This window comes from Paenibacillus sp. HW567 (assembly GCF_000374185.1).
Taxonomy (GTDB): Bacteria; Bacillota; Bacilli; order Paenibacillales; family Paenibacillaceae; genus Paenibacillus_AQ.
On record NZ_KB910518.1, the window covers coordinates 5,948,662 to 5,964,506 of the forward strand.

Sequence of the window (15,845 nt, forward strand, 5' to 3'; positions counted from 1 at the left end):
CAAGAATCAAAGGTAATGTGGTCAATCTGTATAGGAGTGGCGGGACCAGCACCGTAGACCTGTGATTTCCTCATATATACCCGCGTCCTCTTGGCCTGACAAATAGAGTGAGAGGCGGTCTTCACTGAGCCGTACCCGGAGCAGTTGCTCCAGGTGATAGATTCCCGGGGTGGCATAGCCACTGCTGTACAGTGTTCCGGCGGCAATAGCCGCTACTTGGGCTGTAATTGTAGACTCCCGCAAGCCTTGAATCACATATTCTGCGGTTGCCGCAGCTCCATTCTTTAGGCCCAATGCTTCTATCTTAATGGCATACCGTTCGGTACCCAAGCGGATTTTGCCAAAAGAACGCACAGTCGCCTTGCGAAAACGCCTGTGCCCCAGCCATTTCAGCAGCCCCAGCTTTTGAAGCGCTGCTATGCCGGATGTAGCGGCCCTGGAATCGAAGCATAAGCGGGTCGAGACTGTGGGGATGCCCAGCGTCTGCGGCAGGATCTGCTGGTCGGCGAACGGGAAGCGGTAGGTCCGGCGTGTTCCGAGGTCTGCGCCCCAATCCGTTCTTCTGGCATCCGTGAAGCTGTCTGCTCTGACGGCTGTGCCGTTCTGCATCACCTCAAATTGTGCAGCAAGGTTGTCAACGGTCCACTCGATAGCCGCTTGGCCGTGACTGTCGCCCAGCCCAAGCAGAACGGCAATGTCAAGCTGCTGCACCTTATCCATCGACAGCTTAGCTTCCCCTGCAAGCAAATTGGTCAGCCCCGGCGCCAGCCCGACACTAAGCAGCGCGGTGGCTCCATACTTGTTGCCGGACTGGACAAGCTGCGCCATTTGGCCGAAAAAAGCAAGGTTTGCCGTCACATCTATATAATGAATCCCCTCCATCAGGCAAGCCTCTGCGAAAGAGCTGTCTCGCTGGTCCAGGCACATGACAACCAGCTTCACATGACGCATTTTGTCCGCAGAGAAGGCTCCGGCGGCATCCATTTGCAGCGGTTTGACCCTGCCTCCGGTGCTCCTGCAGAACTGCTCGGCGCGTTCCAGACTTCTGCCTGCCGCGTAGACGGCTCCCGGAAATCTGCCGCTCAGCAGCGTGCAGATTTGCGCTCCCACATGACCATAGCCGCCAATCACAACAATATCTGTCCTCATTCGGCACTGCCTCCTTTAACCGCCATCCATCCGTCAATCAGATAGGAGCCGAAATATCTGGTCACAGTAGTGAAGCCCGCTTGCCGCAGCAGCAGCTCCATCTCTTCAGCCGGGAGCGGATAGGAGGTCATACCAAACGATTGTTCAAATCGTTCCCAGTCCTTCTGCTCAATCCCGTGATTCAGCATATGAAGCCTCCAGCCCGCCATCTGAAGGGACCAAGCCGGAGAAGCTACATCGCCGTTGATGGCAGAAATAAACAATGGAGCGCCAGCCTCCAACTGTCCGGCAATCTTTTGAAGAAATGCAAGCTTGTTCTCCCGCCCCTTCACAAAATGCAGCACCAGCATGCAGGTTGCAGCAGCAAACGGTCTGCTGTTCTCCCATGCAGCCAGCTCACAATGATGGAGCTGAACGCTGTTCTCCACACCCGCTTCCGCGATGCGCTTCTCTGCCGTCAGCAGCATCCGCTTGGAGGTATCTAGCCCGCTGAATTTCCAGTCCCGGTGTTTCCGGGCCAGCGTCAGAATTTCCTGCCCTCCCCCTGCGCCAACCGCCAGCACCTCCGGGCCGATCCGCTCCTTGAACAGCGCTGTCAGCAGCGTATCCATCAGATCGTACTGAAGCTGATAGCCTGGTATTTTGAGTGCTATATTATCGGAATACTGATCAGCCGCCGCCTGCTCCCAGAGACTGTCACGGTTATCCGTGTAATCTTCCATTGAATTCCCTCCATTGTGATGACCGGGTGCCATCCTATATAATAAGAACTATTCTCAATTATCAGGACTGGGCAGCAAATACACCATCCCACATTTATGGGATTTTAGAAGGGGCCGGATCATGAAAGAAGCATCTATTACGATTACTAGACTTCTTGAAGAGCTGGATCAGGGGCTGTCATCCTTGATGTACAGAGAGATCATGTTAACAAGGCTAAGAACTGTACTGCCCTTTGATGCGGCTTGCTGTACGACTGTCGATCCCTTAACCATGCTCACTACGGGCGCTATGACTGAACAGGGGCTTGAAGCCATTCATGGCCATCTTCTCGATAATGAATATCTGCACGACGACTACAACAAGTTCACCGAACTGGCAGATGCTCCGGTTCCGGCAGGGTCCTTGTGGGAGGCAACCGCCGGACAGCCGATGCGCAGTCTTCGTTACCGCGAGGTGCTTCACAAGGCGGGCTTTGGTGACGAGCTGAGGGCGGTGCTTAAGACCGGAGAGGCTGCCTGGGGGTTTCTGACCCTGTTCCGCAAGAAGGAGCTTGGCCCTTTTCGGCCGGAGGAAATCACACTGATAAACGAGATTGGCCCTTTAATAGCCAGCCAGTTAAAAGCAAAGGCGTTAAGCCGGATGCCTGTTCTCGGGTCTGAACCTGAGCAGCCTGTGGAGGAAGGTATTATTGTACTTAACGAGCAGCTCGATCCAGTAAGCCTTAATGCCGGGGGCAAATACTGGCTGAACAAGCTGCAGCTCATGGAGCGTCAGACACAGCAGGCCTTGCCCGGCCCGATTCGGGCGGTGAGCTTAAGAGCGTTAGCGGAGGAGAAGCTTCCAGCCCGTGGTCTCCCGGCAGCCAAGCTGTGTTACCGTGCCGAGGAAGGACAATTCCTGACACTTACAGCCAGCAAGCTTGAGGGACCTTCCGGCCTTATTCAGCTTGCGGTTTCTTTTACGAAGGCCAAACCTTCAGACCTGCTTCCCCTGATTACAGAGGCATACGGCCTTACCGAACGCGAGAAAGAAATCGTTGACCATCTGCTAACAGGAAAATCGACCAAGGAGCTTGCCCAAAGCCTCCACATCTCTGCATATACGGTACAGGACCACCTGAAATCCATCTTCGCCAAAGCGGGCGTCAGCAGCCGCAGAGAGCTTATTTCGCAGCTAAACTCACAATACACGCTGTCACTGCATCAAAGCTAAAGGAGCGAACACCAAACTATACAAACTGAACTTAGAAATCATAAATGAAAATCTAAAGTTCACTTATATAGCGGGAAAATCGCCCTCTATTATAGGAGGGAACAAACGCTTTAGAAAAAGAGCAGGAAATAATCCCTCTAAATTGGGTCGATCACCCATTACGTGGCAGTTTAGACGATTATACAGGGAAGAATTCCCCTTAACTCTTGAATATTGGGGCTTTCATACGAAGTAGCGGGGCTTTTTCCTCTTATTTGTATTAGGACTTCCAGATTCTAACCATTTTCATTGTTTCAAAAAATAAAAACGGCTGCCTCACTAGCAGAAAAATCTGCTGGAGGCAGCCGTTTCGTTGGTTTCAGATTTGCTTATGCTCGCCAAGCATACTGGTAAGCCGGGTATGTGTGGATGGATTGGACATGCCGGGTACTGTTGCAATCCCGGCATGTCCGACTTCCAGCCCCAGCAGGCCGCTTACTCGGCTTGACTCAGCAGCCGGTAGATGACAGCGGCTGCTTGCGCCCGGGTAGCTTGTCCTTCAGGGACAAAACGTCCATCCGGCATGCCGTTGATCAGCCCGCCGCTGCGCACCGCTTCCACAGCTTCGGCGGCATCCTGCGGCAATTGCTTCAGGTCGGTGAACGAAGTGGCTGCCGCTCCGGCTTCACCCTTCAATGGAGCATTCACGATACCTGCGAGGCGGTAGATCATTACGGCCATTTCCTGGCGGGTAATTTGCTCATTGACCCCGAAGGAGCCGTCGGCTTTTCCTTTCACAATGCCCAGCTTTTGTGCGCTGGCAATCGGGCCGGTGTACCAGGCTCCCGATTTCACATCGCTGAATGCAGGAACAGCCGTCTCATCCAGCAGATCGAACGCATTCATCAGAATCTTGATGAATTCCGCACGGGTCACGTTGGCCCCCGGCTTGAACGCACCTGCCTCCGTTCCCTGGATAGCCCCTCTGGCGGCCAATGCTTCAATGCTGTCCGCTGCCCAGCCCACGTTACCTACATCGGTAAAGGCAACGTTCGGGCAGAGAATCGCATAGGTTCCGTTATGCTTCATGCTGAATTCAAACATTCCGGTGGCGGCATTGTACTTGCCGCCAGCTACAATTTTGGCTGCTCCGGCATCATTCAGCGTGTAGGCGACCACTTGATGGCCTTTGTCGCCAGCCTTCAGCACATACGGCAGCGCCAGCTTGATGCCCTTCGCTTGCAGCGCGGCAGCCGGAAGCGCCGCTCCGTCAACGCTCAGCGTAATATCGCTGACCGCGCCCGCTCCCTTGACCGCGCCCGCTTGCGCTGGCAGGCCCGCAGCGTCCACAGCTTTCACGAGCAGCGCAAGGCCGCTGTTACCCGTGTACGATTTCAGGAAGCTCTGCGGCAGAATTACATTCGCCGAGCCAGTTTCAAGCTTCAGCGTAGTCACCGCTTTCGCTGCGGCCAGCGCTTGCAGCGGAAGCTCTACCGCCACTTGCTTCACATCCGCCGCCGCTTTAACGGTGATTGTCAACGTGCCGTCTTTGATGTCCTTGGCGGCAGCTTCGATATCACCGGCGGTTACCTGCGCCTTAACCGTTCCATCCGCCAGCACCACCGGCTGCACGGCGATACTGCCTTTGCTTACAGCAGCAGGCGTTGCGGCCGCGCTAGGGCTTGGCTGCGGTGTAGTGCTGGAACCGGACGATGGAACGTACGGCGTAGCCGTTGGTGTCGTTGATGGCGATGGTGTCGGCGTTGCTGACGGAAGCAGCTTCAATCCGCTAATTGCCGACGTCAGCCCGCTTAGCGCCGCATCAATATCCGCCTGCGTAGCGGAACCGCTCTCCAGCAGCAGCGAAGCTTGGCTTATAGCCTCTGCGAGAGCCTTCCAGCTCGCTTCGGTATACAGCGCCTGCTTCAAAGCTTTCGCTTCTTTAAGCTTTTCCTCCAACAGACTGGTATTTATCGGCGATTGCACAGCTACAAGCGTCAGCGTATAGGTACGCGTTGTAGTCTGGTCGGCAGCCGTTACCTTCACTTTGTAGCCTGTCTTCAAATCCGTTGCCAAAGTGACGGCATCTGCTTCATAGACGGCAAAGGTAACTCCAGCCCGTACAGTTAATCCCTCATTCAACTGCTTCAGGGTCGTAGTTTCAGGCACAATAATTTCCTGCGCTACCTGATCTACCGAACCGCCCGCAATCGTAATGCCGCTGATGGAAGCATTGTGCTCCTCCACCGGCTTGAGCGCTTCAAAAGCGTTCTTCAACGCTTTGTAAGCCGTATCAATATCGCCTTCGGTGGACGAGTCACTCTTGTAGACCTCTGTCGCGGTCAGCAGAGCAGCATGCAGCGCTTCCCACTGTTCCGGCGTTGCGCTGTAGTTGTCTTCGTTCACCGCCGGGTCGGCGGCTGTATCAATCGCTGTTTTCAGACGACTCTTGTCATACTTGACGTAGATGCGGCAGCTTGCCCGCAGCTCGCTTCCTTCCACCTTGCCCAGAATAACAAAGTCGGTGGCAATGGTCAGCTTGTTCGCTGGGATTTCATCCCATACCACGCTTGCCTGGCCTCTTGTTTTGTCCGCATAGGTCACGGTCACTTTGGCAGGCAGAACCGGCATCACATTCACGGTTGTATTGACCGAGACCGGCTCAATGGCTGCAATTGCTCCGTGATCGGCCGGAATCGGCTCTTCCCCGCCAGCCTTGGCCGAAATAGCGCGCCATTCCTTAAGTCCGGTATAGGAGCCGCCTTGCTTCACCATCGTCAGCCGCAGCTTGTCAGTCGTAATCTCGTCAAAGGTGACCTCGTTGAAGGAATCCTTCGCCATCTTCTTCTCGCTCAGACCGCTGACCGGTACGAATTTACCCGCCGCACTGTCCCAATATTCGAAGCTGTAGTCGGAAGGAACAACTACTCCGCCGCCATCATCGAAGAAATACAGCGAGCTGCCGGAGAGCGTCACCGGACGTTTCCACGAGTATTGCACCCAGTGGCTGCTGCCGGGACCGCCCCAGTTTCCATATTGGGTTTCAATGTCCTTGTCGCCAAGAGCATTTGAAATAAGCGGGATATAGCCGTCATTCACCGCGTACACGTTCTCCCAAGCTGAAGTATACGAAGCGCTTGGCGTTGCCAGCAGGGCCGCATTTCTATAGCGCAGATTGTCTATGGCCGAGCGCAGCCCATCCGTTGTGGTCTGTACTTCCTCCAGGGTGTATTTGTCTTTGGCAAGCAGCGCCTTGGCCGCAGTCAGCGCAGTTTGCAGCCCCCGCCACGATTCAGGCGTAAAGTCGGCCTGATTCCGCACAAGTGGTCCCTGCGCCGAATTCCGATCCGCGAACTTCGCGATCATGTCGGACAGCTCGGCGGTAGCTACGAATACGGTAACCGGCACATCGACCTTGGTAACCTGATCACCGTCGCTGACGCTAAGCTCGAATTTGTATTCGCCTACCGTCCTGAATGTCGCTTGGAGCACAGCCTGATCCAGATCAGGCGCTTCGACCTGGCCTTCGCCAGAGACAAGCTTCCACTGATAGGTCAGCTTGCCGCTTGGCAGGCCGTCATCCTGAATTGTCGGCACAAGGGTCAGCGGAGCGTCCTGCTCCACCTTCACCGGCGTTTCCAGCATCACCTTCGGCGCACGATTGGCCGCAGGCGTAACCTTCAGATTATTATTGTAAATCTGAATTTCCTTGATACCGGTTGCAAAACCTGAGGCATGGGTGAAATTGACGCGAATTGCTGCCGTATCCACCGCATTGAACTCCACATTGTTGTAGTTGGAGGTTACATAATCCGGGTAACGGAACTGCCCGTCTACCGGCTTCCAGGTCGAGCCGTCAGCATCGAGATATTCCACGCCGAACGTCTGCGGAGCGTCATAGCCGTTAGGACGCCGGTCATTGTAGAAGTAGACCTTCACATTATCTACCTTATGAGTGCTGTCGAACTTGAAGGTCACCGTATCGGACGGATTCGGCGAGCCGCCGAACAAAGCCGTATTGGACGTATGATTGATGGAAGCAATCGTTGAGCCGTCGGCCAGATTTTTCACATCCGAGCCGCTCTTGATATAGCTGGATTCAACAGTAGTTCCAGCCGCAAGCGCCAGATTCTCGCCGCTGTGCACAACGTCAACGCCGGCTTTGTTGAACATATCAACCGCTTTTGCATTGCCAGCCAGCGAAGTGTCATCGGCTGCGGCCAGTTTGACAGCGCTACCTTTTTCAAATAAGACCTGGGTCTTCGAGTTATCGCCTACAGCGCCCTTAACATCACCCGATGGTTTCTCTACTTTGCCTGTAGCCGTATCAAAAATGATATGCGACATTTCGTTAGTGGTCATCACAAGTTCGCCATTAATGAAGAGTGAATAACCGGCCGGAATACCTTTGTAGTAAGCATTGCTGTCGGTATACTTAGCCGGGTCCTGCCAGACAATCGACAGGTTGGCATCATGATAACGCACATTGTCCACTGCGAAGTGGTCATATTTTACATTGATCGGCCACAGCTCGATTTTATCATCCGTTCTCGGCTGCAATCCGGCCATATCCTCCATAACCGTGTAATTCATCATGCCCAGCGTATCGTGGTGAATCCACGCCCGCACCATTTTGCCGCTCGGGTTCGGCGGGTTGTCCTTGGTCCAAGGCGTACCGAAGAAATAATCCTGCAGCCAGAAGAACTCATTGGAATCCAGATAATCCGTATTGCCCGGATTCACAGTGTGCAGCCATGCGCCCCAGTCGAACAGTGTTTTATAGGTGTCGCTGTTGATGTTGTTCACCGGGTAATAACGCAGCGAAGCGCGAATGGTATTGATATAATTGCCGAAGTTGCACCAGGCGAACTGGTCGGTGCCGAAGGCATCCGTCTCGCCGTTCTTGAACGCATCCACCCGCTTCATAATGCTGTTCTGATCAGCAGTGAAGAAAGGGAAGATCGGATAGTAATCCGGATCAGCGTAATCATACAGTTGGGTCAGATACTTGGATTCATACCCTTTCTCCCCTGCCTTTGGCACCACGCCAAAATTGAACACGAACATGTTGTTGTCGCGCCACGGATCGAATACATCCTTGCTGCCTTCCACTTTTTTATGCAAAAAGCTGCCGTCTCCGTTGGTATCCGCTTTACCGTCGCCGTCAAAGTCCTTATTGTCGTACCACATATTCGTTAAAATAGCCTGCTGGATTTTACCGGCAATGTCCTTCATCTGTGCGGCTTTTGCCGTATCGCCGAGCTGCTCATACATTTGCTGCGCGGCTACTGCATTGGCATACTCCGTGGATGAACCGTCCAGACGGGCATAGTTGCCGCCGCCTTTCCAGTGCATCGAGACCGTATCGCCGTCGTTGCCGGTAATCGGCCCGTGGTTATAGTAGACCAGATCGGGGTCTGTGCCCTTGAAATGAGCCAGCGTGCCGGTTACATCATTCGCCGAGAAATCCGCAAATTTCTTCAGCACCTTATCCCCGCCGCCGTAGATTTTGTAGGCTTCCCAGCCTACCTGCGACGAGTTCTGCATCATATCCCAGGTCCAGATATTAGGCCGTCCGGGGTTGTTCTTATAGTTGGCGTTCTCGGAGTATTCGCCTTGGGCCAGCCATGTACCGTAAGCATAGGAGGGGTCGCGCAGCCATTTCAAATCCTGCATCGCCCAAGGCACGCTGACCGTGATGCCGTTGTTATAGCCGAGCACCCCTTCCATATTCATCGGGAACTGCCAGTCATTGCCGGGAATGTTGGCCTCCAGCAGATTGTAGCGGTTGCTCCACCAGCGATAGTAGAGCACCTTCTTTACATTCTCGTCAGGAACATCAATGTAAGGAATGTTTTGCGCCCACCACTCGTTGTATTGCTTGACCTGATCCGAGAAAGCCTTTTCATTATTGGCTGCTTTAAAATCGGCGTACTGCGTCTTCGAGGCGGGTATCTCCTCGGCCAGCCAGCCCATAACGACCTTCTGGTCCACCGATCCGCCTGCCGGAACGGTAATCTCCTTGACGAGATCGTTGCCCGCAGGACTCATGCCGTCCCCGCTTAAGTGAACATCGACATAGGACATCGCTTCCACATATTTTTCACCGGCCCGTCCGACCATAATCGGAGCAGCAACCCGATTGCCAATAAGCTCATCGCCTTCCGCCTTGGAGACAAATGGCGATTTGACCGTCATCGTTACCGTGACCGGCTGGCTGCCCTTATTGGTAAGCTTCAGCAGGGTAACGGCGCTGTTGTAGGCGGAAATGAATTTGCGCTGGTTGATTTCCAGCCCGCCGCTGCTGTAGGTCTGCTCCTCGTGGCTGGGATAATTTTTGCGTTTGTCCTTGACCTCATCCACCCCGCCGGTCGACAGGGAGATGTTGTACATCGTATCCTTGTTGAGCGTATCCGCATAATGCACCGTACCGACAAAACCAAGCTGCGAATTGTCCTGTGTCTTCATGTACAGGGCGCTGCCGCGGCTGAACAGCATATTGGCGCTGCTGTCGTCACCGGTATTATCATCGGGAATGACGCCGTTGTTGACCAGCAGTGAATCGAGCCACGGCAGGTCGGCATTGTCTTTGGCGAACTTGGCAAAATCAAAATCCTGAATGTTCTGCAGCATCTGGCCGATGGTCTCCTGGCTGAAATCCACCGGCTGCTTGGCGATCTTATTGCCGTCCTTCCACTTCGCCGGACCATAATCCGTACCTACACCCTTATGCACAAAATCCGTCGTATAGTTCGCCGATGCCGGCACAATGCCGGCATTCAGAGTAACGGCCGTACACAAGGCTGCTACCCAAATCTTTCGAGTCCATTTCTTCGTTGCCATCTTTGCTTTGTCTCCTCTCTAACCTTTAATCCCCGTCAACGTAATACCTTCCACAAAATATTTGTTGCCGATCAGGAAAAACACCAGGCAGGGAGCCGTAACAACCAGTGCAAGCGCCATGACCTGTTCATAGTTCGGAATCCGCATCCCGTTGACGATGTAGAGACCCATCGGCAGGGTGTAGTCGGCTTCCGTCTTCAAATAAATCATCGTGTAGAAAAATTCATTCCAGCAGTTAATGAAGCTGAACAGTGCGACAACAATCATCGCCGGGCGAATCAGCGGCAGCATAATGCGGGAATAGATGCGGAAATGGCCCGCGCCGTCAATTTTGGCCGCCTCGCTTAATTCGCCGGGAATGGTCATGAAGAATTGCCGCAGCAGAAAGACAAAGTACGCATTACCGCCCGCACAGAAAAAGGCGGGAATGATCAGCGCCGGCTTGCCGGCCAGTCCAAGCGAAGTGTACAGCGAGAATTGCGGCAGCAGGGTTACAGCGCTCGGCAGCATCATGCTGCTGATGACAAGCACGAACCACATCCCGCGCAGCGGGAACTTCAGCTTGGCAAAGGCATAACCGGCGAAGCTTGTCGTAAGCACGGTGCCGATCACGTAAGGAACGACAATGGACACCGAGTTCCAGAGCTGCCGCCAGAATTGAATGCGCTCCAGCCCCAGCTTGAAGTTGTCCGCATTCAGTTGCTCCGGGAAGAACACGGGCGGACGCGCCAGAATCTCCGAATGGCTGACAAAAGCTCCGCGCAGTAGCCAGTACAGCGGGAAAGCGAAGACAACCGCAAGCAGGCAGGACAGCGTAATGAGCGCAGCGTGAATAGCTTTGCTTCTGCTTTTTGCCCGCTTAATGCTGGAGTATTTCATAGTTGCCGTTGCTGTCATGATCTCACCTTCTTTCTTTTGCCCATTGAATCGTCCCGCTTAAGCGCACCCTGGAAGTAGAACAATACGCCGGTAATAACCATCGTAATCAGGAAGACGACCCAGGCCTCGGCGGACGCCAGCCCGCGCATGCCCACTTGGACAAAGGAATGGTCATAGATCATAACGTTGATGAAATAGGTCATCCTGTCAGGCGCGCCGTTTCTCGACAGCACCACGCTCTGGGTATAAATCTGGATGGAAGTCATCATGCACATAATCAACTGGAAGAAAAGCACCGGCTTGATCGTCGGGTAAGTCACCTTCAAGAATTTATGCCACGCATTGCCGCCGTCCATCTCTATGGCCTCCAGCAGTTCGCCGGGAACATCCTGCAGTGTGGCGATGAAGACAACAATCGTCCCGCCGCAGGTCCACAGGCTCATGATGAACAGGGTCTCGAAAATCCGGATCGGGTCCGTCAGAAACTCTACGGGCGCTATTCCCATCTGCAGCAAAAGCCAGTTGACAAGTCCGCCTTTGGCCTGATTTTGCAGCAGCATTTGCCACACAATCGTAGTCGCCAGCATCGGCACCACGGACGGCAGAAAGAAGATGGCCCGCAGCATATTTCTGCCGATAAACTTGTGGTTCAACAACAGCGCGACGATCAGGCAAAAGACGATAACAAGCACCACATTGACAAACGCGTAGATCAAGGTTACCGTTATCGACTTTTTGAATTCGGAGCTGGGATTGCTGAAGATATATCTGTAGTTATCCAGCCCGATCCAGTCCATTACCTGACTTCCGCTCAAAATCGTAATTTTATGAAAACTGTAAAATAAGCTGGCCAGCATCGGGTACAGCGTCAGCACCAAAAATCCGATAATGGCGGGTGCTGCAAACAAATATCCGGCAACCGCCTCCTTGGTGGCGCCTTTGGCGTGTTTCTTGACATAGACGGGTGCCACACCGGTTTTGCTCTCTGGGTTCATAAGCACAGCCCTCTTTTCAAATAAAAGCTTTATACTTTTGTAATAGTGATATCAGTTCTAGGACACTTTGCCGCTTTCCCACAGCTTCTTGATCGCAGGCATGATCGAATCGTAAATTTCCTTGACGCTCTTCTTGCCGGACAACGCCTGGTCGATGGATTTCTCATATTCCGTATTCATCTTCAGGTAGGCCGGAACATAATACGCAGGCCATTGCACGATGGCATCCTTGGTGGTGGAGTAGCTGAGAATCGTTTCTTTGGCGCTTTCCGGCAGATCGGCAGTCCACTTGTCTACCAGGGCAGGATCGGTGTACCAGTCCGCCTGATTCGGCAGCCATGCCCCGCTCTTCAGCAGCTCCAGGCTGTTCTCAGGGCTAACCATGTAGGCGTAGAATTTCTTGGCCTCTTCGATATGCTTCGAGGTGTTATACACCACCAGCGGAGCGCCAGCGTTCATTGTTACCGCTTTCTCCATTTTCGGCAGCACGCCAACCCCGATGTCCTCATTGCCTTTGATGTTAGCCAAATCCCAGGAACCGCTGATTGCCATGGCATATCCGCCGCTGAGTGCGTCCACAGCGGAGCCAATTCCCGTGCTCCAGGTGTAGGTGAATGGCGAAGCTACCTTATCCTTATTGACCAGATCGGCCAGCTTCTGAATGCCCTCTACGCTCTTCGGTGAATCCCATTGGAACTCCTTGCCGTCCGGCGATACAATACCGCCGCCGTTCGCATTGGCTGCCCAGAAATGATGGAATTCACGGCCGGCAGTGAAGCCCAGGCCATAATTCTCGGTCAGCGAAGCATCGAACCCGGCATCGGCAGCCGTCTTACCCTTCGAATCTTTAGTCAGCTTCTTGGCGTTGGCTACAAAAGTATCCCAATCCCAGGCGTTTTCGACTTTGGTAGGAGGGTAAGCAATACCGGCTTCGTCAAATTTGGATTTGCTGTAGAACAACAGCTCCATTTGGTTGGAGAGACCCACACCGATTACCTTTTGTTCGGGAGAATGAATCGTAATCGCCGGGAGCTTCTCAGGGATGCTTCCATCCTTCAGCAGATCGGAGATATCCGCGAGAATGCCCATTTCATTGTACTTTTGAATGTCGCCTTCACCCATGTAGCTGATGTCCGGCAGCTCACCGGATTGCAGCCGGGTCTGGATAAAGGTGTCGAAGGTACCGTCCGCCGGCAGCACCTGCGCATTGATTTTGACTCCGGTATCGGCCGTATATTTCTCTGCGGCTGCTTCAACCAGCTTCTTCTGCACATCGTCTCCCCAATACAGCAGTTCCAGGGTAACGTCCTTCGCGGACGCATCCTTGTTGTCTGCCGCCGCTTCCGATGCCTTCGGGGCGTCTGTTGCGGCATTTGTGGCATTGCCCGAGTTGTTCGAATTGCCCGAACAGCCCGCCAGCGCGGAGAGCGCCATCGTCAGTGCAAGAGACAAAACCAGATTACGTTTGCCAACCTTCATGTTTGTTTCCTCCCTTTTGTCAAAGCTATTTATTTCAAGCCAAACGAGTTTAATCGTTTAACTTAAAAGCAACAAAAATCTGCATAAACCGGATGTCCCCCCGGCGCATACGGAGGCGGGATACAAGCAACAAATCCCTTTACGGGCAGGGGCTGAACCGTCCGCCCTGAAGCCGGACGCGGGGCTGCAGCGTTCCTTGGGGAGCGCGGAATTCCAGCTTGTCCTCAAGCAGCAGAACTCTTGACGGATAGGCCGCATAGCTTGTCACAATCCAGCCGTTCTCCTCTTCAGTAATGAACCCGTTGACGCAGCGCATCTGACCGCTGCCATCCCGGTACAGGTAAGCCGTTGTCCCGAAGCCGAGCAGATAAGCGACCAATTCCTCGCCCATATCCCAATCATCCCCGGACACACCGGAGAACAGCGAGGCGAACAGCGGATCGCTTGCGCCTACGAACACCGATTGTCCGAACCGGTTCCGCGACAGCTCCGGCATGTTCAGATTCGGTGCGGCTACGCTGTAGGTCGAAGCCGCTTCTCCCGGCGCAAGACGGCGCGGCGTGGAGCGCACGTTCCAGTCATAGCAGTTGAACACTGCCATCGTGGAGCGGTAAGCCGCTTCCAGATATTCAGGGTCGCCCAAATGCTCATAAGCGACCAGCGCCGACGCAGCCACAAGGCCGCCCCATAAGGAGTGGATCATGGGAGACAACGCTTCCCACCAGCGATCCGGATTTTGCAGCCGGTAATCATTGCTGAATCCGATGTTGGCCAGAATAAGCTGGCCGTAACGTGAAGCTTCATCGGTAATGCCTAGATGGCACAGGGTTTCACAGGTCGGGCCGAAGCCGGCATTATCGTAGAAATGCTCCGTAATCGCCCCGCTGTATTGCTGCACGCCGATCTCCATGCTGCGGCCAAACCGCTCCCACAGCTTCAGCAGCCGCCCGTGCCATTCGGTCAATCCCGCAGTCTCCAAATCCTTCAGCAACTCCCGGATATAGAGAATAAATACGCCGTTCAGGCTTGACTCGTCCTTCTCGCGCTGGCCGGGATGGCAATCCGGGTCCAACCGCATGCACATGACTTCGGCAGCCCACCCTAAATATACCCGGGGCGGATTCAGCTTCAGCAGCCTGCCATCCATCCGCGACAGCAGGTAGAAAACGTGGCCGATATAATCAAAGTCGTAGATGCGGTAGAAGTCTCCGTATAAAGGGCGAGGCCGGGAAAAATCTCCGTCCGCGAACCAATGGAGCTTCATATCCAGCACTGCGGCCGCCTCGGCCTTGGCTACCTGTTCCGGCACAGGGGTGGTCATGCTGTTGTTCATCAGCAGAAACGCCAGCTTCCCCAGTGATTCGCCCTGGTTGGACAGCGGCCGGAACGCGTGGGGCCGTTCCGCCGCCTCGGCACCCTCATAGCTGTTCGCGGCCAGCCACTCCGCCCGCTGCTGGAGCAGGTCGCTGACCGGCTCCAGCACGTTCCAGACCAGCACATCGCGGCGTCCATCCTCAAGCACCAGCTCCAGCTTGTGCTCTCCCGACTCGCTCCGGTAAAGAGACAGCGTATACCCGCTGCCTCTGCCGTTCTGCCCGGCTCCGGTCAGCGCCTGCGCCTGCGCCGTAACATCCTCCTCGCGGATAGCATCCGAGCCTCCCAGCGCACTGAACAACCGCAGCCCGCGCAGGGCCTGGCCATCCGGCAGGTCGAGCGAAGCCTGGAACACCCCGCCCTTAGGCAGCACCGGCGTATAGCTCCAGCACGGATGCCCCAGAGCCTCGCCCCGGCGGTAGAAATCGTCCATATCTCGGAACGGAACAAAGGCATATTCCCACACCTTCGTCTGTTCCGGCGCAAGCTGCAATGATTGGTAAGCGCTACCATAAATCCAATCGGCCGCGGCTGATTCGCTCATTGAAGCCCCATCCTCGACCAGCGACAGCCGATGGTAGAGCAGTCCGTCCAGCGAAGGTGAAACCTGCTCAAGAAAGCGGTTGCTATATCGGCAATAGGAACCCGTTGTCACCGTTCTGCCTTCCATGCCGTATACGCCCAGATGCGGCCCTTCATTGCTGCGCCGGACGGCGGCGAATTTGGCGAAATCTCCCCCAGGATGCGTGAACACCGCGCACGATTCGCGCATATTGCGCAGCACATTCCCGTCACGGTACATTACATAAGCCAGTGAAAACCAGACGTGCAGCCCGCTGATGCAGACAGGCTCATCCGAACGATTCGACAGTTTGACCGCCCACCGCAGTTGCTCATCTTCCAAAGTATACACCACCGTGAGCACAGCCAGGGAGACGTTAAATTCTACAGTTGCGTGGCAGGGGCCCTCTTGTATAATTTCCGGTGTGAGGTCAACGCTGCGCAAGGTTTGCCCGTTCAACCGCATCGTCCATTCTCCGAACAGCTTGTCTTCATCATCTGTATATCCGGCCTGCTGCAAATAACCCGGATCTATCACCCAGTTCATCTCATGGGGATCGTCCCGCATGACGAGAGACTCCATCGCTCCCCGTCCGCTTAGTTCAATTCTGTATCTTTCATTGCTCAGTATAGTCATCAGCCATCACCTCT

8 protein-coding genes are annotated in these 15,845 nt (G+C 54.4%); 1 reads left to right on the plus strand and 7 read right to left on the minus strand.

Annotation, left to right across the window (positions count from 1 at the left end; genetic code table 11):
- Nucleotides 1–21 precede the first annotated feature (21 nt).
- Together B212_RS0126420 and B212_RS32520 are read right to left on the minus strand one after the other, a co-directional pair.
- Nucleotides 22–1,149: a saccharopine dehydrogenase family protein gene (locus tag B212_RS0126420; RefSeq protein WP_019914280.1), complete on the minus strand. Its 1,128-nt coding sequence runs from the start codon at nucleotides 1,147–1,149 to the stop codon at nucleotides 22–24.
- The gene (locus B212_RS32520) at nucleotides 1,146–1,871 is read right to left on the minus strand and encodes a class I SAM-dependent methyltransferase (RefSeq protein WP_019914281.1); all 726 of its coding nucleotides are present in this window, start codon (nucleotides 1,869–1,871) and stop codon (nucleotides 1,146–1,148) included. Before B212_RS32520 ends, B212_RS0126420 begins: the two co-directional genes overlap by 4 nt.
- A 121-nt stretch (nucleotides 1,872–1,992) precedes the next feature.
- Between B212_RS32520 and B212_RS0126430 the strand changes: the two genes are divergently transcribed.
- On the plus strand, nucleotides 1,993–3,084 hold the full coding sequence (locus B212_RS0126430) for a helix-turn-helix transcriptional regulator (RefSeq protein ID WP_019914282.1): 1,092 nt from the start codon (nucleotides 1,993–1,995) through the stop codon (nucleotides 3,082–3,084).
- A 474-nt stretch (nucleotides 3,085–3,558) separates the two neighbouring features.
- On the opposite strand, the gene B212_RS0126435 is transcribed toward B212_RS0126430, so the two are convergent.
- The 5 genes from B212_RS0126435 to B212_RS0126460 form a co-directional block, all read right to left on the minus strand.
- Nucleotides 3,559–9,906, minus strand: coding sequence for an S-layer homology domain-containing protein (locus B212_RS0126435; protein ID WP_019914283.1), 6,348 nt, complete (start codon nucleotides 9,904–9,906; stop codon nucleotides 3,559–3,561).
- Between the two features lie 18 nt (nucleotides 9,907–9,924).
- A complete protein-coding gene (locus tag B212_RS0126445) occupies nucleotides 9,925–10,803 on the minus strand; it encodes a carbohydrate ABC transporter permease (RefSeq protein WP_019914285.1) in 879 nt (292 codons plus the stop codon).
- Nucleotides 10,800–11,780 carry a carbohydrate ABC transporter permease gene (locus tag B212_RS32525; RefSeq protein ID WP_019914287.1) on the minus strand — a complete coding sequence of 327 codons (981 nt, stop codon included), beginning with the start codon at nucleotides 11,778–11,780 and terminating at the stop codon, nucleotides 10,800–10,802. The genes B212_RS0126445 and B212_RS32525 overlap by 4 nt, the downstream gene beginning before the upstream one ends.
- 57 nt (nucleotides 11,781–11,837) lie before the next feature.
- Nucleotides 11,838–13,259 (minus strand): ABC transporter substrate-binding protein, encoded by a 1,422-nt coding sequence (locus tag B212_RS0126455; RefSeq protein WP_019914288.1) that lies wholly within the window; start codon nucleotides 13,257–13,259, stop codon nucleotides 11,838–11,840.
- Nucleotides 13,260–13,398: 139 nt separating this feature from the next.
- A complete protein-coding gene (locus tag B212_RS0126460) occupies nucleotides 13,399–15,831 on the minus strand; it encodes a hypothetical protein (protein WP_019914289.1) in 2,433 nt (810 codons plus the stop codon).
- Nucleotides 15,832–15,845 lie beyond the last annotated feature (14 nt).

What these genes read in the sequence shown, in the direction of transcription:
- B212_RS0126420 (WP_019914280.1), bottom strand. Translation starts at nt 1,149, where the DNA reads ATGAGGACAGATATTGTTGTGATTGGCGGCTATGGTCATGTGGGAGCG.
- B212_RS32520 (WP_019914281.1), bottom strand. Translation starts at nt 1,871, where the DNA reads ATGGAAGATTACACGGATAACCGTGACAGTCTCTGGGAGCAGGCGGCG.
- B212_RS0126430 (WP_019914282.1), top strand. Translation starts at nt 1,993, where the DNA reads ATGAAAGAAGCATCTATTACGATTACTAGACTTCTTGAAGAGCTGGAT.
- B212_RS0126435 (WP_019914283.1), bottom strand. Translation starts at nt 9,906, where the DNA reads ATGGCAACGAAGAAATGGACTCGAAAGATTTGGGTAGCAGCCTTGTGT.
- B212_RS0126445 (WP_019914285.1), bottom strand. Translation starts at nt 10,803, where the DNA reads ATGACAGCAACGGCAACTATGAAATACTCCAGCATTAAGCGGGCAAAA.
- B212_RS32525 (WP_019914287.1), bottom strand. Translation starts at nt 11,780, where the DNA reads ATGAACCCAGAGAGCAAAACCGGTGTGGCACCCGTCTATGTCAAGAAA.
- B212_RS0126455 (WP_019914288.1), bottom strand. Translation starts at nt 13,259, where the DNA reads ATGAAGGTTGGCAAACGTAATCTGGTTTTGTCTCTTGCACTGACGATG.
- B212_RS0126460 (WP_019914289.1), bottom strand. Translation starts at nt 15,831, where the DNA reads ATGACTATACTGAGCAATGAAAGATACAGAATTGAACTAAGCGGACGG.